At 64.8% G+C, this 22,349-nt stretch carries 22 protein-coding genes and 1 pseudogene; all 23 read right to left on the reverse strand.

Going from position 1 to position 22,349, the window contains the following annotated elements; all coding sequences use genetic code 11:
* Positions 1-54 precede the first annotated feature (54 nt).
* The gene (locus OXS31_RS14190) at positions 55-1,458 is read right to left on the reverse strand and encodes a flagellar hook-length control protein FliK (RefSeq protein ID WP_267399737.1); all 1,404 of its coding nucleotides are present in this window, start codon (positions 1,456-1,458) and stop codon (positions 55-57) included.
* Between the two features lie 76 nt (positions 1,459-1,534).
* Entirely contained in the window at positions 1,535-1,891 is a 357-nt protein-coding gene (locus OXS31_RS14195; protein WP_042133002.1) for an Hpt domain-containing protein, read from the reverse strand.
* 46 nt (positions 1,892-1,937) lie between these two features.
* Positions 1,938-2,381 carry a flagellar export protein FliJ gene (fliJ, locus tag OXS31_RS14200; protein WP_027597978.1) on the reverse strand — a complete coding sequence of 148 codons (444 nt, stop codon included), beginning with the start codon at positions 2,379-2,381 and terminating at the stop codon, positions 1,938-1,940.
* 6 nt (positions 2,382-2,387) lie between these two features.
* Positions 2,388-3,734 (reverse strand): flagellar protein export ATPase FliI, encoded by a 1,347-nt coding sequence (fliI, locus tag OXS31_RS14205; RefSeq protein ID WP_027601688.1) that lies wholly within the window; start codon positions 3,732-3,734, stop codon positions 2,388-2,390.
* Positions 3,724-4,503 (reverse strand): flagellar assembly protein FliH, encoded by a 780-nt coding sequence (gene fliH, locus OXS31_RS14210; protein WP_027597980.1) that lies wholly within the window; start codon positions 4,501-4,503, stop codon positions 3,724-3,726. Before fliH ends, fliI begins: the two co-directional genes overlap by 11 nt.
* Positions 4,504-4,570: 67 nt before the next feature.
* Complete coding sequence (gene fliG, locus OXS31_RS14215; RefSeq protein WP_007160384.1) at positions 4,571-5,581, reverse strand: flagellar motor switch protein FliG; 1,011 nt, start codon at positions 5,579-5,581, stop codon at positions 4,571-4,573.
* Positions 5,568-7,376 (reverse strand): flagellar basal-body MS-ring/collar protein FliF, encoded by a 1,809-nt coding sequence (fliF, locus tag OXS31_RS14220; protein ID WP_027601686.1) that lies wholly within the window; start codon positions 7,374-7,376, stop codon positions 5,568-5,570. Before fliF ends, fliG begins: the two co-directional genes overlap by 14 nt.
* Positions 7,377-7,390: 14 nt before the next feature.
* Positions 7,391-7,732: a flagellar hook-basal body complex protein FliE gene (gene fliE / locus OXS31_RS14225; RefSeq protein WP_007160386.1), complete on the reverse strand. Its 342-nt coding sequence runs from the start codon at positions 7,730-7,732 to the stop codon at positions 7,391-7,393.
* Positions 7,733-7,876: 144 nt separating this feature from the next.
* Complete coding sequence (locus OXS31_RS14230; protein ID WP_244898808.1) at positions 7,877-8,155, reverse strand: ComEA family DNA-binding protein; 279 nt, start codon at positions 8,153-8,155, stop codon at positions 7,877-7,879.
* Positions 8,156-8,238: 83 nt separating this feature from the next.
* Positions 8,239-9,153, reverse strand: coding sequence for a dTDP-4-dehydrorhamnose reductase (rfbD, locus tag OXS31_RS14235; RefSeq protein WP_027601684.1), 915 nt, complete (start codon positions 9,151-9,153; stop codon positions 8,239-8,241).
* Positions 9,150-9,686, reverse strand: coding sequence for a dTDP-4-dehydrorhamnose 3,5-epimerase (gene rfbC, locus OXS31_RS14240; RefSeq protein ID WP_007160389.1), 537 nt, complete (start codon positions 9,684-9,686; stop codon positions 9,150-9,152). Before rfbC ends, rfbD begins: the two co-directional genes overlap by 4 nt.
* Positions 9,686-10,567, reverse strand: a complete 882-nt coding sequence (gene rfbA, locus OXS31_RS14245; RefSeq protein ID WP_007160390.1) for a glucose-1-phosphate thymidylyltransferase RfbA — start codon at positions 10,565-10,567, stop codon at positions 9,686-9,688. Before rfbA ends, rfbC begins: the two co-directional genes overlap by 1 nt.
* Positions 10,568-10,639: 72 nt before the next feature.
* On the reverse strand, positions 10,640-11,704 hold the full coding sequence (rfbB, locus tag OXS31_RS14250) for a dTDP-glucose 4,6-dehydratase (RefSeq protein WP_027597984.1): 1,065 nt from the start codon (positions 11,702-11,704) through the stop codon (positions 10,640-10,642).
* A 221-nt stretch (positions 11,705-11,925) separates the two neighbouring features.
* Positions 11,926-13,908: a nucleoside-diphosphate sugar epimerase/dehydratase gene (locus OXS31_RS14255; protein WP_037006952.1), complete on the reverse strand. Its 1,983-nt coding sequence runs from the start codon at positions 13,906-13,908 to the stop codon at positions 11,926-11,928.
* Positions 13,909-13,918: 10 nt separating this feature from the next.
* Positions 13,919-14,965: a glycosyltransferase family 4 protein gene (locus OXS31_RS14260; RefSeq protein ID WP_169853951.1), complete on the reverse strand. Its 1,047-nt coding sequence runs from the start codon at positions 14,963-14,965 to the stop codon at positions 13,919-13,921.
* Positions 14,965-15,939 (reverse strand): NAD-dependent epimerase/dehydratase family protein, encoded by a 975-nt coding sequence (locus tag OXS31_RS14265; RefSeq protein ID WP_169853530.1) that lies wholly within the window; start codon positions 15,937-15,939, stop codon positions 14,965-14,967. The genes OXS31_RS14260 and OXS31_RS14265 overlap by 1 nt, the downstream gene beginning before the upstream one ends.
* A 140-nt stretch (positions 15,940-16,079) precedes the next feature.
* A complete protein-coding gene (locus tag OXS31_RS14270; RefSeq protein ID WP_144952952.1) occupies positions 16,080-16,301 on the reverse strand; it encodes a hypothetical protein in 222 nt (73 codons plus the stop codon).
* Positions 16,302-16,545: 244 nt separating this feature from the next.
* Complete coding sequence (gene ihfB, locus OXS31_RS14275; RefSeq protein WP_007160396.1) at positions 16,546-16,833, reverse strand: integration host factor subunit beta; 288 nt, start codon at positions 16,831-16,833, stop codon at positions 16,546-16,548.
* Between the two features lie 186 nt (positions 16,834-17,019).
* Positions 17,020-18,699, reverse strand: a complete 1,680-nt coding sequence (gene rpsA, locus OXS31_RS14280) for a 30S ribosomal protein S1 (RefSeq protein WP_007160397.1) — start codon at positions 18,697-18,699, stop codon at positions 17,020-17,022.
* Between the two features lie 140 nt (positions 18,700-18,839).
* Positions 18,840-19,526: a (d)CMP kinase gene (cmk, locus tag OXS31_RS14285; protein ID WP_007160398.1), complete on the reverse strand. Its 687-nt coding sequence runs from the start codon at positions 19,524-19,526 to the stop codon at positions 18,840-18,842.
* A gap of 47 nt (positions 19,527-19,573) precedes the next feature.
* Positions 19,574-20,470: pseudogene (locus tag OXS31_RS14290) on the reverse strand (prephenate dehydrogenase/arogenate dehydrogenase family protein); the annotation flags it as partial.
* The gene (gene hisC, locus OXS31_RS14295; protein ID WP_027601679.1) at positions 20,463-21,575 is read right to left on the reverse strand and encodes a histidinol-phosphate transaminase; all 1,113 of its coding nucleotides are present in this window, start codon (positions 21,573-21,575) and stop codon (positions 20,463-20,465) included. The pseudogene OXS31_RS14290 and the gene hisC, both read right to left, overlap by 8 nt.
* Before the next feature lie 113 nt (positions 21,576-21,688).
* Positions 21,689-22,300: a YitT family protein gene (locus tag OXS31_RS14300; RefSeq protein ID WP_007160401.1), complete on the reverse strand. Its 612-nt coding sequence runs from the start codon at positions 22,298-22,300 to the stop codon at positions 21,689-21,691.
* Between the last annotated feature and the right edge of the window lie 49 nt (positions 22,301-22,349).

The raw sequence follows: 22,349 nt of genomic DNA on the forward strand, positions 1-22,349 counted from the left end.
CGAAGGGGATATAGCAGGTGCGGCCCAGGCTGTCACCTGGGAGCCGTTGGCCTGTCAGGCGTAGTAGTCGACCAGACTGCGCGCGGCGAGGGTCGCCGAGCCGCGGGTTTCGGCGACGTTCGCCACCGCTTCGTCCGCGCCATCCCCTGCGACACCCCCGCGGCCCCGGCGCGAGCCCTCGTGCTGAGCGCCCTGCTGGGACTGCTGCCAGGCCTGGCCGGACGACTGATCGGAGACGTTGACGTTGGCCAGGTTCATGCCCTGCTGGGCGAAGAGCTCCCGCAGACGCTGGCTGCCGTTGTCCAGCGCCTCGCGCACGTCGGCGTGGGGACTGGCGAAGGTGACCTGGGTCTGGTCCTGGGTCATGTCGATGCGCACCTCCAGTTTGCCCAGTTGCGCCGGTTCCATCTGGATGTCGGCGGTCTTGAGGTTCTGGCTGGACATCCACATGACCTTGTCGACCACCGCCTCGCTGAAGTTGCCGGCCTGGGGATTGAGCGGCTGGCCCGGTACGGCAGCGGTGACCGGACGAGCGGTCTGCGCCGGACTGCTGAGCGCCTGCGACAGGGCGGTGAGCTTGTCGGCGAAGGCATCGGTCTTGCTCGGGGCCGCCGCGTCCTGACCATCGCCCTTGTCCAGGGTCGCGGCCAGGGCCGCACTGGCTGCCTGATCCGCCGCCTGGGCGGGCGTGCCATCCGCCGGCAACAGCCCTTGCAGCTGGGTGGCCGCCAGGTTGTTGGCGTTGCTGGTGAGCTTGGCGGCGTCACCCTGGGCCTGGGGCACCTGGCCCAGCAGCTGTGCCAGACCATCGTCGGTCGTCTGCTGCTCGCCGGGCTTGGCCGGGGTGGCCGTGGCGCCCGCGCCGATACCCGGGATGGTCGTCTGGGCTACGGTTGCCACGGCAGCGCCCAGCAGCGCCGCCGGATCCAGGGCCTGGGCAGTGGCGGTGGCTGCGGCGTCCGCGGCCGTCCCGGTGGGCAGCTGAGGCGTTGCCACAGGCGTGGCTACCGGCTGCGGGAACTGGCCGGTCATGCCGAACATGAACAGCGGATCCAGAACCGCGTCCACCGGCGCCTTGGCGTCTTCGCCCTGGGCCACCGGCAAGGTCTTGCCGCTGTCGTCGGCGGTGGTTGCCGACGGCGCGTCGCTCTTGGCGGTGCTGTCGGCCTCGGGCTTGGCGTCCGCCGTGCGGTCGTCATCGCCCGCGCGTTTCACCCGGTCATCCCCATCACGGGCACGCCCGGATTCGCTCTTGCGCGCCTGGCTGGGGGCCTTGCTGTCGCTGGTGTCACGCGGCTTTTCGCTGCGCACCGGCTCACGCGGCTGCTCCTGGGCAAAGACATCGGCGAAGCGCTCCTGCGCGGCCGGGCGATCCTGGGAAGGGGTCTTGGCCGCCGCCCGGCCGGTGCTGGCTGGCGAGGTGGCGGTGTTCAGAAGGAAATCGGGCACGACGGCCATGGAGGACTCCGAAGGACGGGTTTTCGGATCACTAGCAAGTTGCGCGCCAGCCCTAAACGCCAGCGCTTTGACGAGGTCAGCCCGCGTAGCGTTGCCGCTCGACCTTGAACAGGATGCGGACGATGGCGAATTCGCGCTCCATGGCGGATACCCCCATGGCCAGCTCGGCGGTGGTCGCCCGACGCCGCGCGCCCTCCTCCACGGCTCGGCACAGCTCCGCCAGCGGTGCGGCCCCCATGTTGCCGGCACTGCCCTTGAAGCTGTGCGCCAGCTGGCGGACCTGTTCGGCATCGCCGCCGATCACGCTGCGCTTGAGTTCGGCGATACGTTCTTCGCAATCCACCAGAAAGGTTTCGATGAGGTCGACGTACTCCTCCTCCATGCAGTCGCGCAGGGCGGCGAGCGTTTCCGGATCGATATGGGAGGAAAACATCGGCATTCTCACTGGCTAAGACAAGGGACGAGGGGCAAGGCCCGGCCTAGATATAGGTCGAGCGCGCCCGCTGGGCGTATTCGTCCATCTGTTTCTGTTCGCGCTTGTCCTCGACCAGGCGCTGCTCCTGGCGATAGCGCTCGACCAGCTTGCGCAGGCCTTCGAGGCGCGCATAGTGCTCCTGCCACTGGGTGCGGGCCTTGGCCACCACATCGCGGTGCCACTGGGCGTTGCGCTCCTGCTGGCCGATAGCCTCTTCCAGCTGGCTGAGAAAGCGCTGATAGCCGATCAGCCACTGGCCGGTGACGCCGCGGCTGCCATTGGCCACCAGGCGCTGCTGGTAATCCTCGCGATAGCGCTGCAATTCGCCGAGCTTGAACTCGGCCTGGGCCAGTTGCTGCTGGCACTGCCCCAGGCGCTGGGCCGCGTCACGCTCGTCGCGCTCGCTCATCTCCACCACGGGGCCCAGACGTTCGGCTCTGCCTTTCATGATCTATCAGCCTCCCAACACAGCTTGGAGATTGGCGGCACTCTGCTCCAGAGATTCGCTCTCGCGCAGCCCCTGGCGCAGGAAGTGCTGCATGGGGGCGTAGCGAGCGATCGCCAGATCGGTTTCGGCATTTCCGCCGGGCACATAGGCACCGACGCTGAGCAGGTCCTTGGCCTGCTGATAGAGCGACCAGAGCTGCTTGACGCGCTGGGCGTTGCGCAGGTGCTCCGGGCTGACCACCTGGGGCATGACCCGGCTGATGGACGCCTCGATGTCGATCGCCGGATAGTGGCCTTCCTCGGCCAGGCGCCGCGACAGCACGAAGTGACCATCCAGCACGCCCCGCGCCGAGTCGGCGATGGGATCCTGCTGATCGTCGCCTTCCGAGAGCACAGTATAAAACGCCGTGATCGAACCCCCACCTTTTTCTGCATTGCCGGCCCGCTCCACCAGCCGCGGCAGCTTGGCGAACACCGACGGCGGATAGCCCTTGGTCGCCGGCGGCTCGCCGATGGCCAGGGCGATCTCCCGCTGCGCCTGGGCATAGCGGGTCAGGGAATCCATCAGCAGGAGCACGTTCTTGCCCTTGTCGCGAAAGTATTCGGCGATGCGGGTGCAGTACATGGCCGCACGCAGGCGCAGCAAAGGCGCATCGTCCGCCGGCGAGGCCACGACCACCGCCCGCTTGATGCCCTCCTCGCCCAGGATGTGCTCGATGAATTCCTTCACCTCGCGGCCCCGTTCGCCGATCAGCCCGACCACGATGATCTCGGCCTTGGTCAGCCGGGTCATCATGCCGAGCAGCACGCTCTTGCCCACGCCGGTACCGGCGAACAGACCGAGACGCTGGCCGCGACCCACCGTCAACAAACCGTTGATGCTGCGGATGCCGACGTCCAGGGGCTCGCTGATGGGCTCGCGCTTGAGCGGGTTGATGGTGGGGCCGTCCATCGGCACCCAGTCTTCGGCACGCATGCGGCCCTTGCCGTCCAGGGCATTGCCCAGGCCATCCAGCACGCGACCGAGCATGGACATGCCCATGGGCAGACGGCCGGTATCCGGCACCGGCACCACCCGGGCGCCGGGCGCGATACCGGCGAGGCTGCCCACCGGCATGAGAAAGGTCTTGTTGCCGTTGAAGCCCATCACCTCGGCCTCGACTTCCACCGGCTGGTAGCCACCGCCATTGATCAGCCGGCAGCGGCTGCCGACGGCGGCACGCAGGCCCTCGGCCTCCAGGGTCAGGCCGACCATGCGCAGCAGGCGGCCCTCGATCACCGGCTGCTGTTCGACCCGGATGGCTTCATCGTAACCGCCGAGGCGGCGTTCGAAACTCAGACGCTCAAGACGCATGGGGGGCATCCTCGATGTCGATGTGCAGATCGGCTTCCTGGGGCTGGGTCGCCTGGTGACGCTGCTGTTCGGCCAGCTGCGTCAGTGCCTGGGTCAGACGGGTCTCGATGCTGGCATCGATGACGCTGCTCTCGGTCTCGATCCGGCAGCCGCCAGGCATCAGGGTCTCGTCCTCGAGGATGCGCCATTTCTCCTCGTGGCGGTCACGCAGGGCCTTCATCAGCTCGAAGTCCTGGGGGCTGACCTGGATGCGGATGTTCTCGGCCCCCATGGGCAGCAGCTTCAGCGCCGTGCGCACCACCTGACCCAGTTGACTGGAGTCTAGCGTGAGTTCGCGCTGGATGACTTCGCGGGTGATGTGCCGGACCAGTTGCACCATCCCGGCTTCCAGGGCCTGGTCCTGTTCGCCGATGGGATCGAGCAGATGGCTCATCAGGGTTTCCAGGCTGGCCAGCCGGGCGGTCAGCGCCGCCTCGGCTTCCTGGCGCGCCTTGAGCTGACCGGCGTGGTAGCCGTCGCGCTCGCCGGTGACGAAGCCTTCGTTGTAGGCCTCCTGGCGGATCGCCTCCAGCTCTTCGAGGGTGATCGGCTGGACCTCTTCGACCGGCACCTCTTCGATCTGCGGCTCCGGCTGGGGCTCGGGCTCTGCCGCCGCGGGCGCAGGGATCTCCTCGGGCTCGTCGAAACTGTCGAAGGCCGGCAGTCGCCAGACATCGAAGGCTTCCAGATCCCGCGCCCTGATCAGTTCGCTCGCCGCTTCTTTGCTCATTACCTGTCCGTCAGAAAACCGCTACTGAGCAGACATTAGCAAAGCACAGGCCAACCCCGGCAAGCCGTCAGACCATTTCCTCCCCACCCTTGCCGCCCAGAACGATCTCGCCGGCATCGGCCATGCGACGAGCCACGGCGAGGACCTCCTTCTGCGCGCCCTCCACCTCGGACAGTCGCACCGGCCCCTTGGCTTCCAGGTCGTCGCGCAGCAGCTCGGCCGCGCGCTTGGACATGTTGCGGAAGAACTTCTCCTTGATGCCGTCGTCGGCGCCCTTGAGCGCCAGCACCAGCACATCGGAAGACACCTCGCGCAGGAGCGCCTGGATGCCGCGGTCGTCGACGTCGGCCAGGTTGTCGAAGACGAACATCAGGTCCTCGATCTGCCCCGACAGATCCTGGTCCGCGTCGCGGATCGCATCCATCAGCGGGCCTTCGACCGAGCTGTCCAGGTAGTTCATGATGTCGGCGGCGCGCTTGACGCCGCCTAGGGCGGTACGGGTGGTGCTGGCGCTGCCGGAGAACTGCTTCTCCAGGATCAGGTTCAGCTCCTTGAGCGCCGCCGGTTGCACGGTGTTCAGCGAGGAAACGCGCAGGACGATGTCCAGGCGCACCTTGTGATCGAAGTGACCGAGCACCTCGGCCGCCTGGTCCGGGTCCAGATAGGCCACCACGATGGCCTGGATCTGCGGGTGTTCGTAGCGGATCACGTCCGCCACCGCCCGCGGCTCCATCCACTTCAGGCTGTCCAGGCCGCTGGTGTTGCCGCCCAGCAGGATGCGGTCGATCAGGCCGCTGGCCTTGTCCTCGCCCAGGGCCTGGGTGAGCATCTTGCGGATGTAGCCGTCGGCGCCCACGCCCAGGCTGGTCTGGTCGCCCACCACCTCGATGAAGTCGCCCAGTACCCGCTCGACCTGCTCGCGGTTGACGTTGCGCATCTGCGCCATGGCGGTACCGACCTTCTGTACCTCCTTGGGTCCCATGTGGCGCAGGATCTGCGCGGCATCGGCCTCACCCAGCGACAGGAGGAAGATCGCGGCCTTCTCGACCTTGGAAAGTTGCGCGTCATTCGTCGCCATTGATCCAATCCTTCACTACCTGGGCGACACGGCCCGGATCATCGTTGACCAGTTGCTTGATGGCGGTCAGTTGAGCGTCATAACCCTCGCTGGGGCTGGGCAGCAACAGCGGCGCAGGACCGGCCAGGCTCACCTTGTCGTCGGCCAGATCGTCCGACAGCCCATCCAGACCGCCGGCACCCAGGGCACCGGCACCACCGGCAGCGGCCAGGGCAGCGGCGTCCTTGGTGTTGCCGCCGGACAGGTTCTTCAGCACCGGACGCAGCACCCCAAAGACTAGCACCAGGATGAAGAGGACGCCGAGGGCCTGCTTGACCACACCCCAGAACCAGGGCTGCTGGTAGAAGGGAATGCTCTCGATCTCTTCCTGCTGCACCGGGGCGAAGGGCGCATTGATCACGCTCACGCTGTCGCCACGGCTGGCGTCGAAGCCCACGGCATCCTGCACTAGACGGGTGAAGCGAGCCAGGTCTTCGGTGGTCCAGGGCTGGTGGCTGACCTTGCCGGCAGCATCGACTTTGACTTGGTCGTCCAGTACCACGGCGACGGAAAGCCGACGCAGACGACCCTGCTGCTGACGGGTGTAGCTGATGCTGCGGTCCAGTTCGTAGTTGCGGGTGTTCTGCTCACGCTTGTCGGTCGGGTACGGCAGGGTCGCCGGCAGGCTGGTCTTGCTGTCGTAGATGAACTGGTCATTGGCGTCGCGCAGCGGCTGGCCGGGAGCGATGTAGTTCGCACCGCCACCCTGGGCACCGGCCTTTTCCGGGGTCGAGGACGGACCGGGCGGCTGGTTGGACAGGGCCCCCGGCACGCCCTGGGCGCCGCCGCCGGAAGTCTGACGCTGCTCGCTGTTCTGTTGCTCGCTACGCAGCGCCGGCTGATCCGGGTTGAACTGCTCGGAGGTCGACTCCACGGCATTGAAGTCCACGTCGGCGGCCACCTCGGCCTTGAAGCGGCCATTGCCCACCACCGGTTGCATGATGTTCTGCACGCGCTGGGTCAGGGAGCCTTCCATCTTGCGGGTGTAGTCCAGTTGCTTGCCGGCGATCGACAGCTCGGAAAGATTCTGCTGGTCGGACAGCAGCTGACCCTTCTGGTCGACGATGGTGACCTGGGACTTGTCCAGTTCCGGCACGCTGGTGGCGACCAGGTTGATGATAGCCATGACCTGACCGGCATCCAGGGTACGGCCAGGGTACATCTCTACCAGTACCGAGGCGCTCGGCTTGCGCTCGTCACGAACGAACACCGAACTCTTCGGGATCGCCAGGTGCACCCGGGCGCCCTTGATGTTGTTGAGGCTGGAAATGGTCCGGGCCAGTTCGCCTTCCAGGCTGCGACGGTAGTTGGCCGCTTCCATGAACTGGCTGGTGCCCAGCGGCTGCTCCTTGTCCAGCAGCTCGAAGCCGACGTTGCCATCGGAGGCGGTGATGCCGGCCGCGGCCATCTTCATGCGCGCCCGGCCGAGGTCATCGGACTTGACCAGCAGGGCACCGGAATTCGGATCGACCTTGTAGCCGATGTCGGCCGCGCCCAGGGCCTGCAGCACCTGGTTGGCGTCGAGACCGTTCATGCTGGTGTACAGCGGCCGATAGTCCGGCTGCTGGGTCCAGAGCACCACGGCGAAACCCAGGGCGACGCTGGCGGCCAGGCCGATCAGCAGCCCCATCTGCCGCAGCAGCGGCATGTCGGACAGGTTGTCGAGAAAGCTGAGACCCAGCAACGACTTCTTGGGCTTGTCTTCAGCCGCAGGTTGGGTCGTCGGGACGGGTGCGTTGGTAAGAGCGTCAGCCATTTTCTAGACCGTCCTCAAATCGACATTTGCATGATGTCTTGGTACGCCTGCACGAACTTATTGCGTACCTGGGTCAAGGCCTGCACTGAGACGCTAGCCTTCTGCGAAGCGATCATGACTTGAGTGAGGTCGACGCCGCCCTGACCCAGCTCGAAGGCCTTGGCCAGCTCGCCGGCGGTCTGCTGGGTTTCGTTGACGGAGCCCACGGCCTTGCTGAGCATGTCGGCGAAGCTCGGACCCTGGACCTGTTCCGCGCCGGCAGCCGGAGCTACGACGGCTTTCGACCGGGCCATGGCTTCGGTCTGCATGGAACGCATTTCCAGCATCAACCGATTGAACTCGACACCTTGAACCATTTGCTCTGCTCCTCTGGCACGGGAAATTGACGCCGTACCCACTCGTGTCAGAGATAGAGCAATGCCTGTGCCAGATCCTAAAACTCCAGCGAAAACAATGGCTTGGTAAAAAGGTGACGAGAACCGACTAAAGTTTGCCGAAAATCAGTCGACGCTGAGACGGTCGCGGTTGCGCTGCAGCAGGGCCTTGCCGATCCCCTTGACCTCGAGCAGCTCGTCCACCGAGGCAAAGGCGCCATGGGCTTGGCGATGGTCGACGATCGCCTGGGCCTTGACGGCCCCGATCCCCCGCAGCCCTTGCAGCGCGGTGGCGTCGGCGACATTGATGTTCAGGGGCGCCAGGCTGGCCGTGGAGGCTGGCCTGGTTGCAGCCCCCGGGCCGGACTCGCAGGCATTGGCCCAGGAGCCGAACAGAGCGAGCAAGGTGACTATCCAGACGAATCTCATAGAGGAACCTCCGTGTTCCGCTGTTTGATTCGCAGAGCTTAACGCAACGGGTCAGGCGGTCAACTCACCAGCGAGCCCGCCTGGGCACGCTCGGTCCGCAACGCCAGCAGGGTCTGGCGAACGCCCTGGCGCCAGTCGCTGGGCGGGATGCCGAAGCGCTGCTCCAGCGCGCTGGAATCCAGCATGGAATAGGCCGGACGCTTGGCGAGGGTCGGAAATTCGGAGGTGGCGATGCCGGTGATGAGCGGCGCCCGCTCCAGCATGCCCAGCTCCTGGCCGGCGTCGATGATGTAGCGCGCGAAGTCGCACCAGCTCAGGCCGCTGTCACCGCCGAAGTGATAGAGGCCGTAGGCGGTCTGCTCAGGCTGAGCATGAGCCTGGGCGGCGACCTGCAGCAGGGCGTCGGCAATATGGCCAGCGTAGGTCGGGCAACCCACCTGATCACTCACCACCCGCAGTTCGTCGCGATCGGCAGCGAGCCGCAGCATGGTCTTGAGGAAGTTGTTGCAGTGTTCGCTGAACACCCAGGCAGTTCTCAGCACCACGGAGCGCGGGCAGGCGGAGAGCACGCGATTCTCCCCTTCCAGCTTGGTCATGCCGTAGACCCCGGACGGGCTGACCGGATCCTCGACCTGATAGGGTTCGGTGGCGGTGCCGTCGAACACGTAGTCGGTGGACAGGTGCAGCAGCGCGATGCCGGCGGCGCCGCAGGCCTGGGCAAGCACCGCAGGGCCTTCGATATTGCCGCGGGCGGCGATCTCCGGCTCCTGCTCGGCCTTGTCGACCGCCGTGTAGGCGGCCGCGTTGATCACGACGTCGGGAGCGAATCGCTCGAGATGGCTGGTTACCGAGCCTTCGTCAGCGATATCCAGAGTGGCACGTCCATGGGCCTCCCATGCCAGTTCTGAACGCTGAAGACGATCGGTCAGACAACGTCCGACCTGACCGTTCGCTCCGGTAACCAGTATCTTCATCTATACAGCTCCGCCAATCGAAGGCCTTGTGCATCTTTGGCGGACAGGATGGGATCCGTAACCCGCCAGTCGATATTCAGATCCGGATCATTCCAGATCAAAGACCCTTCATCAGAGGGATCGTAATAATCTGTGCACTTGTATTCAAAATCAGCGGTTTCCGACAGCACCACGAAGCCGTGGGCCAGACCCGGCGGTATCCAGAGCTGACGCTTGTTGTCTTCCGAGAGGATCTCGGCGACCACGTTGCCGAAGGTGGGCGAACCGCGACGGATGTCGACGGCCACGTCCAGCACCTCGCCACGCACGACACGCACCAGCTTGCCTTGCGGCTTGCTGCGCTGGAAGTGCAGGCCACGCAGCACGTTGCGGGCGGAACGCGAATGGTTGTCCTGCACGAACGCCAGGGTGATCCCCGCCTGCTCGGCATAGCGCTCCGCCTGGAAGGATTCCAGGAAGAAGCCGCGGTCGTCACCGAAGACCTTGGGTTCGATCAGCTTGACGTCCGGGATCGCGGTTTCGAAGACCTGCATCAGTCCTGCTCCTTGCACAGACGCGCCAGGTACTGGCCATAACCGGTCTTGCTCAGGGCTTCGGCCTGCAGCGCCATCTGCTCGCAGGTGATCCAGCCTTTCTGGAAGGCGATCTCTTCGAGGCAGGCGACCTTCAGCCCCTGACGCTTCTCGATGGTCTGGACGAAGTGGCCGGCTTCCAGCAGGGCGTCGTGGGTACCGGTATCCAGCCAGGCGAAACCACGGCCCAGCAGGGAGACGTTCAGCGAGCCACGGCGCAGGTACTCGTTGTTGACGTCGGTGATTTCCAGCTCGCCGCGGGGCGACGGCTTGATGTTGGCGGCGATATCCAGCACGTCGTTGTCGTAGAAGTACAGACCGGTGACGGCGTAGTTGGACTTCGGCTTCTTGGGCTTCTCTTCGATGCTCAGGGCCTTGCCCTGCTCGTCGAACTCGACCACACCGAAACGCTCGGGGTCGGCGACGTAGTAGCCGAACACGGTGGCGCCCTTCTCCACGCTCGCCGCCTTGAGCAGCGTCTCGCTGAAGCGCTGGCCATAGAAGATGTTGTCGCCGAGGACCAGGCAGACGTTGTCATCGCCGACGAATTCGCGACCGATGATGAAGGCCTGGGCCAGGCCGTCCGGGCTGGGCTGCTCGGCATAGCTCAGCTGCATGCCGAAGTGGCTGCCGTCGCCGAGCATGCGCTGGAAGCCGGGCAGGTCGGCAGGCGTCGAGATGATCAGCACTTCCTGGATACCGGCCAGCATCAGCACGGACAACGGATAGTAGATCATGGGTTTGTCGTAGATCGGCAGCGACTGCTTGGACACGCCCAGGGTAATGGGGTGCAAACGGGTACCGGAGCCACCGGCCAGCAGAATTCCCTTGTATTTGCTCATGGCAATCGTCCTCTGAAAATTGACTGTTGCTGTCGGTCGGACACGCCCAAGGGCGTGTCCGCGATAGGATCGTTAAACGGCTTCGCCGAGACGCTCGAGGCGGTAGGCGCCGGACAGCACCCGCTGCCACCACTCGCGATTGTTCAGGTACCAGGTGACGGTCTTGCGCATGCCGGTCTCGAAGGTCTCTGCCGGCGTCCAGCCCAGCTCGCGGCCGATCTTGCTGGCATCGATGGCGTATCTCATGTCGTGACCGGGACGATCCTTGACGAAGGTGATCAGGTCGCGATAGCGCTCGACGCCCTCGGGCTTCTGCGGCGCCAGCTCTTCGAGCAGGTCGCAGATGGTCTCGACGACCTGCAGGTTGCGCTTCTCGTTGTGGCCGCCGATGTTGTAGGTCTCACCGACCTCGCCCTGGGTCACCACGGTGTAGAGGGCGCGGGCATGGTCTTCGACGAACAGCCAGTCACGCACCTGGGAGCCGTCGCCATAGATCGGCAGCGGCTTGCCGTGGATGGCATTGAGAATGACGTGGGGGATCAGCTTCTCGGGGAAGTGATAGGGGCCGTAGTTGTTCGAGCAGTTGGTCACCAGAACCGGCAGGCCGTAGGTCCGGCCCCAGGCGCGCACCAGATGGTCGCTCCCGGCCTTGCTGGCCGAATAGGGCGAGCTCGGAGAATAGGGGGTGGTCTCGGTGAAGAGGTCGTCGGTGCCGTGCAGGTCGCCGTATACCTCGTCGGTGGAGATGTGGTGGAACCGGAAGGCCGCCTTGGCTTCCGGCGCCAGCTCGTTCCAGTAGGCACGGGTCACTTCCAGGATGACGCCGGTACCGACCACGTTGGTCTGGATGAAGGCGGCAGGGCCCTCGATGGAGCGGTCCACGTGGGACTCGGCAGCCAGGTGCATGACCACGTCGGGCTGGAAGGACGTGAAGACCTGCTGCAGCGCGGCGAAATCGCAGATGTCCACCTGGTGGAATTCGTAGCGGTCGGAGTCGGCGACTTCGGCCAGGGAATCCACGTTACCGGCGTACGTCAGCTTGTCGACGTTGGCAACCTTGCATTGGGTTTCGTTGATAAGAAAACGTACTACGGCGGAACCAATGAAACCCGCGCCACCTGTTACCAGTACCTTCATCCTGAATCCTGCCTATATCGATTTGTACATCATCGCGCCCGGCGCTGCGGGCGAGACATCGGAGGACGGCGCAGCCATCCCTGGCTCGGGTCACAGCTACAGCTATGCACCCAAAGACCTGAGTTAAACAGTGGCAGGAAAAGAAAGTTCAGCCTAGCGGGGGGAGGCTGCCGCTTCTGTGCTCGGCTTCAAATCCAGGCCGAAAGAAAGCGTGGACGGGATCACTCGATGGATCGCTTGCCGTGCAGCCAGTCGACGATATCGCCTTCGGGGGAATAGCCGGCGACGACGTCCCGCAGCAGTTGCCGGACGCGGAGGTAATCACCCGCATCGATCGCGCGACTGAGCTCGACGAGGGCGGCGCGGAAGGCCTCCCAGGCAAGGAAGTCTTCGCTCGCACGCATGATCTTGGGATGGGACGTCGGACTCACGTCGTCACCGATGAGCAACTCTTCATAGAGCTTTTCGCCGGGGCGCAGGCCGGTGAACTCGATGGCGACATCGCCATGGGGGTTGGCCGGCGAACGCACGCTCAGACCCGACAGCTTGATCATCTGCTCGGCCAGCTCGACGATGCGCACCGGCTCGCCCATGTCCAGCACGAAGACGTCGCCGCCCTCGCCCATGGCGCCGGCCTGGATGACCAGCTGAGCGGCCTCGGTGATGGTCATGAAGAAGCGGGTGATCTTGGGATGGGTGACGGTGACCGGCCCGCCCTTGCGGATCTGCGTGCGGAACAGCGGGATGACCGAACCGGACGAACCCAGCACGTTGCCGAATCTCACCATGGTGAAGCGGGTGCGATTGACCTGGTGGATACCGTCGGCCTGGCCGTGCAGCACGGGCGCCGCTTCGCGACTGAGCGCCTGCAGGATCATCTCGGCCAGGCGCTTGGTGCTGCCCATGATGTTGGTGGGCCGTACCGCCTTGTCGGTGGAGATCAGCACGAAGCTGGTGACGCCGGCCTGGATGGCCGCCTGGGCGGCATTCAGGGTCCCCAGGACGTTGTTGCCGAACCCTTCGGCGATGTTGTGCTCGACCATGGGCACATGCTTGTAGGCCGCCGCATGGTAGAGGGTGGCCACCTTCCAGTGCCGCATCACCTGCAGGAGCAGCGGAGCGTTGCGGATGGAGCCCAGCACCGGCACCAGGGTGACCGGCAGGGCTTCGCGCTGGAGATGGGCGTCCAGCTCGCGATGGATGCTGTAGAGATTGAATTCGGCGTGGTCGAGCAGGATCAGGGTGCGCGGTTTCTGGCCGATGATCTGCCGGCACAGTTCGGAACCGATGGACCCCCCTGCCCCGGTCACCATCACCACCTGACCGGTGATGCAGCGCGCGAACAGCTCGGGCCGGGGCGTGACCGGATCCCGTCCCAGCAGGTCGGCGATATCGACCTCCTGGAGGTCGTCCACCTGTACCTTGCCGCAGGCCAGGTCGCTGATCCGCGGCACGGTTCTGACGTGCAGCGGATAGGGTTCCAGCAGGCCGAGCACCTCGCGCCGCCGTGCCCGGGTGGCAGAGGGAATCGCCAGGAGGATCTCTTCGGCACCCGTCTCGTCGATCATCTGCTGGATGTGCTTGGGGGTGTAGACCTTGAGCCCGGCGATGATGCGATTGGCGATGCTCTTGTCGTCGTCGATGAAGGCCACCGGACGCATGGCGCGACCCATGCGCAGCGCCGCGACCAGCTGGTTGCCCGCCGAGCCGGCGCCATAGATGGCGACCCGCGGCAGCTCGTCCGGCTGCTTGATGAAGGGCACCGTGATGGCGCGATACCAGTCGCCCAGAAAGTACTGGCGCAGCGCGAGACGCAGGCCGCCGATCAGGATCAGGCTGACGATCCAGTAGTTGAAGATCATCGAGCGCGGGACGATCTCCGGTAGATCGCGATACCAGTAGATGACCACCGACAGCAGCAGTGTCGACAGCGTCACCGCCTTGGCGATGGCGATCAGGGCATCGTTGCCCAGGTAACGCATGACCGCGCGGTACATGCCGAAGCGGATGAACAGGGGAATGGCGATGGCCGGCGCGGTGATGAACAGCCAGGCATGCCCGCTGAAAGGCTCGATCATCTGCACGGAGCCCAGGCGCAGATAGAAGGCCAACCAGAGCGAAAGCCAGATCAGCAGGAGGTCGACCGCGACCTGGATGACTCTCTTGGTACGCCGGTTCAGCTTGACCAGATGGTCACGCAACATGTCAGTGTCCCTAATCCCTGAATCCCGTGGACTGCGCAGCCATGGCTACCTCATCGGTCCCAGCATGGTATCGGAGGGCCAGGCAAAGCAAGGGCCCATAGGCAAGCAAGAGCCCCAGTATGGCACTTAAAAGCCCCAGCCCCACCAGCAAAGCGATAGGCAGCAACCAGAACAGGTTGATGGCCAGCACCGCCAGGGTCACCGGCCGGTGGGCGCCATGCCGCCGCGAGGCCCACTGGTAGGCGTGGGTGCGATGGGCTTCGTAGGGTTTCTTGCCCCGACTCAGACGCCGCAACAGGGTCCAGGTCGCATCGACCACGAAGACGCCGAGCAGGATCAGCCAGGCCCAGAACAGCGACAGCTCGATCAGCGCCGCCTGCAAGGACAGCATGCCGAGGATCAGGCCGAGAAAGCCACTGCCCACATCGCCCATGAAGATGCGCGCCGGCGGGAAGTTCCAGCACAGGAACCCCCCAACGGCCGCGGCCAGCAGCAGAGGCGCACCCAGCAAGGCGCCATGGCCGGTCATGGCATAGATCAGCGCCATGCCCAGACAGACGACGAGCGCTTCGCCGCCGGCGATGCCGTCGATGCCATCCATGAAGTTGTAGAGATTCAGCAGCCAGACCAGATAGAGGACGCCCAGGGTCATCACCAGCCAGTCGGGCAATCCCAGCACCGCGGAGAGCTGCGCCGGCAAGGCGCCATAGCCGCCCAGCCACAGCAGCGCAGCGATCGCGGCCAGGAAATGGCCGAGCAGACGCCAGCCGGCGCCCACGTGCCGATGATCGTCGACGAAGCCGAGCACGGCCACCAGCAGCCCCGCCCCTATCAGGACGCCGCAGGAAGCCGGATCAAGCTGTCCCAGCAGGCGCAGCACGACACAACCGAGCACGAACGTTACGACGATCGCCAGACCACCGCCGCGGGGCGTCGCCACCTGGTGCGAACTGCGGGCGTTGGGCTCGTCGAGCAGGCCGCCGGACAGGGCGTAGCGGCGGAGCGCCGCGGTGCCCAGCCAGCTGCAGCCACCGGCCAGGAGCAAGAGCAGTGGCATCATCTGCGTCCCTCCGCAGCGGCCCACTGCGCCCCCAGCGCACGCAGGGCGGATCGTGCCGACACGGGGGGCTGCCAGCCCAGCAGGGTCTTGGTGGGTCGGATGTCGACCTGCAGTGAACCACAGAGGCGTTGCGCCACCTCGCCTCGGCCCAGCAGTCGGGCACCCCATTCGAGCCAGGCGGGCGGAACGGCGATCAGCCTGGGCTTGCGACCCAAACCTTCACCGAGCAATTCGAGCAGCTCGGCGGTGGAAATATCTTCATCGTCGCTGACCAGCAGGATGGCGCCAGCGGCCTCCGGCGCGGTGATGCACAGGATCAACAGATCGAGCAGGTTCTCCAGCGCCAGCAGGCTACGCCTGTTGTGCCGAACGCCCCCCAGGGGCAGCGGCACGCCCCGCGCCAGGGTGTCCAGCAGGCGCGCCACATTGGCCTTTACCCCGGGTCCGTAGATCAGCGGGGGGCGCACGATAACCACCTCCAGTCCGGTCTCGGCCATCAGCGCCAGCAGTTGCCGCTCGGCCGCCGCCTTGGAACGTGCGTAGGCATCGGTGGGCGCAGGCTGGTCGTCGGCGCGAAAAGGCTTGCCGGGGAGGGTCCAGTCGCCATTGACCTTGATGCTGCTGACAAAGATGAGGCGGCGGACGCCGGCAGCCTGGGCGTCCCGGGCCAGCTTGAGGGTCGCGGCCCGATTCACCTCGTCGTAGCGCGCCTCGCTGGCGGCCTCTGGCTGCTCACCCAGCTGGTGGACGTGGGCCGCGAGGTGGATGACGGTGTCCACCCCTGCCAGAGGCGCGGACCAGTCGGTAGCGGCGGAGAGATCGCGGAGCACCGGAATGACCCCGCCATCGACCGCGGCGGCTGTCGGCCGGCGTTGCGCGGCGACCACCGAATAACCCCGGGTCTGCAGCTGCCGAACCAGGGCCGCGCCGACGAAGCCCCCTGCCCCTGTCACCAGAATCTTGCGTTCCATCAATGCGTTGCGCCGTGCCAGTCAGCCAGGAAAGGGCGCTTATGGTAAGACATTGCCCCGCAGGGGCCTAGCGACGCAAAACGCAGGCATAAAAAAGCCCGCCGAACCTAAGCGCGGCGGGCCGAAAAAACGTGAGAACCTTAGAAGGTCTTGGCGGAAGTCTGGACTTCAGCGGCCTGGAAGCGCGCGGCCGGCTGGGCGACGTAGTGGCGCGAGAAGCTCTCGACGCGCTGAGCGGGCTGCAGGAACAGAGCAACCATCCAGCTACCGGCCAGAGCGGCTACAGCCAGGAAAGGGTGACCGAGTTGCATGCTGGTGAAGCAGGCGGCGATACCGATCCAGATGAAAAGATAGTGGCGCATGACAACTTCCTCACTCGGCGTGGACTACGAGGTCACCCAAGACCTTATGTGAAGGAAGTCTCATACAAAAATCGGAACTCGTCTACAAAAATATCAAAAAGACTTGACTTTTTTTGTAAGCGTCAAAATTCCGCTAGTGATTTGCTCGATAACGCTTTTTTGACGACCGCAACAGAAACTAAAAATACAGCGAAATCAGTGGTTTGCCAGAAAGCAGCGGACAAAGGAAAAAGGGGCGACGGCTTTATGGCTCCAGCTCGTTGACCCTGTCTCTCAACTCCTTGCCAGGCTTGAAGTGCGGGACGAACTTGCCGTCCAGCAGCACCGACTCGCCGGTCTTGGGATTGCGTCCGGTACGGGGAGCCCGATAGTGCAGCGAGAAGCTGCCAAAGCCCCGAATCTCGATACGGTCCCCGGTGGAAAGCGCCTGGGCCATCTGCTCCAGCATGGTCTTGATCGCCAGCTCGACGTCCCTGGACGACAGCTGCCCCTGATAGGAAACGATGCGCTCGATCAACTCCGACTTGGTCATGGATTTTTCCTTCGTTATCAAGCGGCTAGATCACCTTCAAGGACTTTTAGCACGCTGGCCGATTTTTGAAAAGTCAAGCCGGCGGCTTGGCCTCCACAACTTTTTACGGGCCGTGACCACCCTGCCCGCTTTCTTCCGGACAAAAAAAAGCGACCCCGAAGGGTCGCCTTTTATTCAAGCTCGAACTTAGTTCTGGCTTTCCATCTGCGCCTTGATCAGGTCGCCGATGGTGGTGGGGCCAGCAGCAGGCTCTTGCTTGCTACGCAGGGAGCTCATGGCTTCCTTCTCGTCGTCGACGTCCTTGGACTTGACGGAGAGGCTGATCACGCGGCTCTTGCGATCGATGCTGATGATCTTGGCTTCGACTTCGTCGCCTTCCTTCAGCACGTTACGGGCGTCTTCGACGCGGTCACGGCTGATTTCGGACGCCTTCAGGACGCCTTCGATCTCGTTGGCCAGGGTGATGACAGCGCCCTTGGCATCGACTTCCTTGACGGTACCGCGCACGATGGTGCCTTTCTCGTTCAGGGAGGCGTAGTTGGAGAACGGATCGTCTTCCAGCTGCTTGATGCCCAGGGAGATGCGCTCGCGCTCCGGGTCGACCGACAGGATCACGGTGTCCAGCTCGTCACCCTTCTTGAAGCGACGCACGGCTTCTTCGCCGGTTTCGTTCCAGGAGATGTCGGACAGGTGTACCAGGCCGTCGATACCGCCTTCCAGACCAATGAAGATACCGAAATCGGTGATCGACTTGATGGTGCCGGAGATGCGGTCGCCCTTGTTGAACTGACCCGAGAACTCTTCCCACGGGTTAGCGCGGCACTGCTTGATGCCCAGGGAGATACGACGACGCTCTTCGTCGATATCCAGGACCATGACTTCCACTTCGTCGCCGACCTGAACGACCTTGGACGGGTGGATGTTCTTGTTGGTCCAGTCCATTTCGGACACGTGCACCAGGCCTTCCACGCCCTCTTCCAGCTCGGCGAAGCAGCCGTAGTCGGTGAGGTTGGTAACGCGCGCCTGAACGCGGGTGCCTTCCGGGTAACGGGCCTTGATGGCGACCCACGGATCTTCGCCCAGCTGCTTCAGACCCAGGGAGACGCGGTTGCGCTCGCGGTCGAACTTCAGCACCTTGACGTCGATCTCGTCGCCGACGTTGACGATTTCCGACGGATGCTTGATGCGCTTCCAGGCCATGTCGGTGATGTGCAGCAGGCCGTCTACGCCGCCCAGGTCGACGAACGCACCGTAGTCGGTGAGGTTCTTGACGATACCCTTGACTTGCTGGCCTTCCTGCAGGGATTCCAGCAGCGCTTCACGCTCGGCGCTGTTCTCGGCTTCCAGGACGCTACGACGGGAAACGACAACGTTGTTGCGCTTCTGGTCCAGCTTGATGACCTTGAACTCGAGTTCCTTGCCTTCCAGGTGGGTGGTGTCACGCACCGGACGGACATCGACCAGGGAGCCCGGCAGGAACGCGCGGATGCCGCTGACGTCGACGGTGAAACCGCCCTTGACCTTGCCGTTGATGACACCCTTGACCACTTCGTCGGCGCTGAACGCGGCTTCCAGGACCAGCCAGGACTCGGCGCGCTTGGCCTTTTCGCGAGACACTTTGGTTTCGCCGAAACCGTCTTCGACGGCATCCAGGGCTACGTGGACTTCGTCACCCACGTTGATGGTCAGCTCGCCTTGTTCGTTGTAGAACTGCTCGAGCGGAACCAGGCCTTCGGATTTCAGGCCGGTATCGACCACAACCCAGTCGCCATCGATCGACACCACGGTGCCGACGATGATGGCGCCCGGCTGCATGTCGAGGGATTTCAGACTTTCTTCAAAGAGTTCTGCGAAGCTTTCGCTCATGTTCATACCTGTTGTATGGATACTCGATGTATCCGGCTACCGCATGACCAGCCCATGCGGGGTGAGTGGTTACCATCCGGCTGCCGGGATGCGACTGGTTCCCGGCAGCTTTCACCGACGACTCGGATGAGCCTCGGCCTTCATCCCGCCAGGTCGCGCTCGGCGGCCAGGGTCAGGATGCGTTCCAATACCTGTTGTATGGAGAGATGCGTGGAATCCAGCTCGACGGCATCGTCGGCCGGCTTGAGCGGAGCAACGCTACGCTGACTATCGCGGGCGTCCCGCTCACGGATCTCTTCCAGGAGGGCAGGCAAGCTAACATTTTCGCCCTTCTGCTTCAACTGAAGATAACGCCTCTGTGCCCGTTCCTCGGCACCGGCGGTCAGAAAGATCTTCAGCTCGGCGTCCGGGAACACCACGGTGCCCATGTCGCGACCGTCGGCGACCAGACCGGGCGCCTCACGGAAGGCCTGCTGGCGCTGCAGCAGGGCATCGCGCACGGCCGGCAGGGTGGCGACCTGGGAGGCACCGGCGCCGACTTCCTCGGTCCGGATGACGTCGGTGACGTCCTCGCCTTCGAGAATGATGCGCTGGCCGTGCTCATGCCCGGCAAGGAACTGGACGTCCAGATGGGCCGCCAGCAGCTTGAGCGACTCCTCGTTGGTGTAGTCCACGCCATGGTTGCGCGCAGCGAAGGCCAGCAACCGATAGAGCGCGCCGGAATCCAGCAGATTCCAGCCCAGCTGACGGGCGACCAGCGCCGCAAGGGTGCCCTTCCCCGAACCGCCGGGACCATCGAGGGTGATGACGGGTGCGGTACTGCTCATGAGTGCCCCTCCGTAAGAGAATGATGGGCGGCGACCTGGGCGCCGGCCTGGGTACGACTGGCGAGGATACGCCCGAAATATTCGCGCGCGCCGCGCGCATGGGTCAGCACCTCCATGAGGAACTGACCATCGCCGGCCTGGATGGCGCCACGCAGTTCGTCGAGATCGGCGCGATAGGTGTCCAGGGCCTGCAGCACGGCTTCGCGATTGGCGATGAAGATGTCGTGCCACATGGTCGGATCGCTGCCGGCGATGCGGGTGAAGTCGCGGAAGCCGCCGGCAGCGTAGTGGAAGATCTCGCGGTTCTCGCTGCGCTTGGCCAGGGAGTCCACCAGATTGAAGGCCAGCAGATGCGGCAAATGGCTGGTGGCGGCGAGGACCTGGTCGTGGTGCTCGACGGTCATGTGCTCGACATCGGCCCCTATGGCGCGCCAGAGCCGATCGACCTTGTCCAGATCGGCCGGCAGGGTCTCCTCCAGCGGTGTGAGGATGACCTTGTGACGATTGAACAGCGCCGCGTTGGCCGCCGTCACGCCGCTGCGTTCAGAGCCAGCGATGGGATGACCCGGCACGAAGCGCAGCGACTGGCCGGCGAAGGCCTGACGGGCGGCGCGCACCACGTTGCCCTTGGCGCTGCCGACATCGGTGAGGATGGCGCCCTGCAGCGGCAGGGCCGCAAGCTCGGCCAGCACCCGCTCCATAGCCAGGATGGGCACGGCGAGCTGGATGACGTCGGCACCCGGGCAGGCCTCGGCCAGCTCGGCGACGCAGCGGTCGACGACGCCCAGCTCGACCGCCAACCGGCGGGTTTCCGGATCGCGATCGATCCCGACCACCTCACGGCAGAGGCCGCTGGCGCGGGCGCCCTTGGCGAAGGAGCCGCCGATCAGGCCCAGGCCGACAACGACGAGACGTTCGATCAGGGGGGTGGCCACTTCAGCCACGACCCAGGACCTTGCTCAGCGCCGCCAGGAAACGGGCATTTTCCGCTTCGGTGCCGATGGAGACGCGCAGGAAGGTGGGCATGCCATAGCCGGCGACGGGCCGCACGATGACGCCCTCCTGCAGCAGCCCCTGATTGATCGGCGCAGCGTCGCGCCCCAGGTCCACGGCGATGAAATTGCCACGGGAGGGAATCCACTTGAGGTCGAGATCGCGGAAACCGGCTTCCAGCTGGGCCATGCCGGCATCGTTGAGCGCCCGGCTGCGGGCCAGGTAGTCGCTGTCGGCCAGGGCCGCACAGGCCGCGGCCTGGGCCAGGCTGTTGACATTGAACGGCTGGCGCACCCGGTTGAGGACATCGGCCACGGTCGGCGAGGAGAAGGCATAGCCGACGCGCAGGGCGGCCAGGCCATAGGCCTTGGAAAAGGTCCGCGAGACGATGAGGTTGGGGTACTGGGCCAGGAACGCCAGGCCGTCCGGCAACTCGTCGCCTTCGGCGTATTCGATGTAGGCCTCGTCCAGCACCACCAGGACATGCTCGGGTACGCGGGCGAGGAAGCGTGCCAGGGCCTCGCTGTCGAACCAGGTACCCGTGGGGTTGTTGGGATTGGCGACAAAGACCACCCGGGTATCGGCATCGATGGCGGCGAGCATGGCCTCGAGGTCATGCCCGTAGTCCTTGGCCGGGACGCTGCGGCCTTCGGCACCGATCGCCAGGGTGACCAGCGGATAGACGGCGAAGGCGTGCTCGCTGAACACGGCGTTGTAGCCGGGCGCCAGGTAGGCACGGGCGACCAGTTCGAGGATGTCGTTGGAGCCGTTGCCCAGGGTGATGCCGTTGGCGGCCACGCCGAACCTCTGGCTCAGGGCCTGCTTGAGGTCGAAGCCGCCGCCATCGGGATAGCGGGTCAGCTCGGCCAGTTCGGCGCGGATGGCCTCGAGCGCCTTGGCACTGGGGCCGAGGGGATTCTCGTTGCTGGCGAGCTTGACGATGCTGGCGGGCGCCAGGCCCAGTTCGCGGGCCAGTTCATCGACGGGCTTGCCGGGCACGTAGGGCGAGAGTTTCTGTACGCCGGGAAGGGCTTGTGCCAGGAAATCGCAGCTCATGGAGACCTCTTCAACTTGCGATGACGACGGCTGGGCCGCCGAAAATGGGCGCCATCTTAAAGCCAAGGCGGGTCGCGGACCAATCGAAGTTGCGCCTGCGCGACGGAAAGCCCCTAGCTGATGGCGCTGTAACGCCCCGGCCGATGGTTGATCGCCAGGGTCAGATTGAGGATCACGGCGCCTAGGATGGAGACGAGGATGGCACCTGGCTCGACGACCCACAGCGCTAGCAGGACGATCAGGCAATCGATGCCCATCTGCACCTTGCCCGCCCGCCAGCCATAGCGCTGTTGCAGATAGAGCACGGCGATGTTGATGCCGCCGAGGCTGGCCTGGTGGCGGAAGAGGATCAGCAGCCCCACGCCCATCAGTACGCCGCCCATCACGGCGGCATAGAGGGGTTGCAGGGCACTGAAGGCGACGAAGTGCGGGGTCAGCTCGGTAAGCAGCGACACCAGGGTCACCGCCGCCAGGGTCCGCAGGGTAAAGGCCCAGCCCATGCGCCGCACGGCCAGCCAGTAGAACGGCAGGTTGATGAGAAAGAACGCCTGCCCGAAGGAGAGGCGCGTGCCGTACTGGGCGAGAAAGGCCAGGCCCGCGGTACCGCCGGTGAGCAGGCCCGCGTGGCGATAGAGATTGACCGCCAGGGCGATCATCAGGGTCGCGCTGAGCAAGGCCAGTACGTCCTCGAGCAGATTGTGCCGCTGGGGAGTCACGGAGGTCATCGGGGCTATCCTGGCGCGAGGAGGAAGCCTACCCCGACGTCGGGGTCGG

Origin of the sequence: Pseudomonas sp. GM_Psu_1, from assembly GCF_026544185.1 — a bacterium.
Lineage (GTDB): Bacteria > Pseudomonadota > Gammaproteobacteria > Pseudomonadales > Pseudomonadaceae > Chryseomonas > Chryseomonas oryzihabitans.

What these genes read in the sequence shown, in the direction of transcription:
- OXS31_RS14270 (WP_144952952.1), bottom strand. Translation starts at nt 16,301, where the DNA reads ATGCGCCACTATCTTTTCATCTGGATCGGTATCGCCGCCTGCTTCACC.
- rfbD (WP_027601684.1), bottom strand. Translation starts at nt 9,153, where the DNA reads ATGAAGATACTGGTTACCGGAGCGAACGGTCAGGTCGGACGTTGTCTG.
- cmk (WP_007160398.1), bottom strand. Translation starts at nt 19,526, where the DNA reads ATGAGCAGTACCGCACCCGTCATCACCCTCGATGGTCCCGGCGGTTCG.
- fliF (WP_027601686.1), bottom strand. Translation starts at nt 7,376, where the DNA reads ATGGCTGACGCTCTTACCAACGCACCCGTCCCGACGACCCAACCTGCG.
- fliI (WP_027601688.1), bottom strand. Translation starts at nt 3,734, where the DNA reads ATGCGTCTTGAGCGTCTGAGTTTCGAACGCCGCCTCGGCGGTTACGAT.
- OXS31_RS14300 (WP_007160401.1), bottom strand. Translation starts at nt 22,300, where the DNA reads ATGACCTCCGTGACTCCCCAGCGGCACAATCTGCTCGAGGACGTACTG.
- OXS31_RS14190 (WP_267399737.1), bottom strand. Translation starts at nt 1,458, where the DNA reads ATGGCCGTCGTGCCCGATTTCCTTCTGAACACCGCCACCTCGCCAGCC.
- ihfB (WP_007160396.1), bottom strand. Translation starts at nt 16,833, where the DNA reads ATGACCAAGTCGGAGTTGATCGAGCGCATCGTTTCCTATCAGGGGCAG.
- OXS31_RS14260 (WP_169853951.1), bottom strand. Translation starts at nt 14,965, where the DNA reads ATGCCACTGCTCTTGCTCCTGGCCGGTGGCTGCAGCTGGCTGGGCACC.
- OXS31_RS14265 (WP_169853530.1), bottom strand. Translation starts at nt 15,939, where the DNA reads ATGGAACGCAAGATTCTGGTGACAGGGGCAGGGGGCTTCGTCGGCGCG.
- OXS31_RS14195 (WP_042133002.1), bottom strand. Translation starts at nt 1,891, where the DNA reads ATGTTTTCCTCCCATATCGATCCGGAAACGCTCGCCGCCCTGCGCGAC.
- fliE (WP_007160386.1), bottom strand. Translation starts at nt 7,732, where the DNA reads ATGGTTCAAGGTGTCGAGTTCAATCGGTTGATGCTGGAAATGCGTTCC.
- fliJ (WP_027597978.1), bottom strand. Translation starts at nt 2,381, where the DNA reads ATGAAAGGCAGAGCCGAACGTCTGGGCCCCGTGGTGGAGATGAGCGAG.
- rfbA (WP_007160390.1), bottom strand. Translation starts at nt 10,567, where the DNA reads ATGAGCAAATACAAGGGAATTCTGCTGGCCGGTGGCTCCGGTACCCGT.
- rpsA (WP_007160397.1), bottom strand. Translation starts at nt 18,699, where the DNA reads ATGAGCGAAAGCTTCGCAGAACTCTTTGAAGAAAGTCTGAAATCCCTC.
- fliH (WP_027597980.1), bottom strand. Translation starts at nt 4,503, where the DNA reads ATGAGCAAAGAAGCGGCGAGCGAACTGATCAGGGCGCGGGATCTGGAA.
- fliG (WP_007160384.1), bottom strand. Translation starts at nt 5,581, where the DNA reads ATGGCGACGAATGACGCGCAACTTTCCAAGGTCGAGAAGGCCGCGATC.
- rfbC (WP_007160389.1), bottom strand. Translation starts at nt 9,686, where the DNA reads ATGCAGGTCTTCGAAACCGCGATCCCGGACGTCAAGCTGATCGAACCC.
- OXS31_RS14255 (WP_037006952.1), bottom strand. Translation starts at nt 13,908, where the DNA reads ATGTTGCGTGACCATCTGGTCAAGCTGAACCGGCGTACCAAGAGAGTC.
- rfbB (WP_027597984.1), bottom strand. Translation starts at nt 11,704, where the DNA reads ATGAAGGTACTGGTAACAGGTGGCGCGGGTTTCATTGGTTCCGCCGTA.
- hisC (WP_027601679.1), bottom strand. Translation starts at nt 21,575, where the DNA reads ATGAGCTGCGATTTCCTGGCACAAGCCCTTCCCGGCGTACAGAAACTC.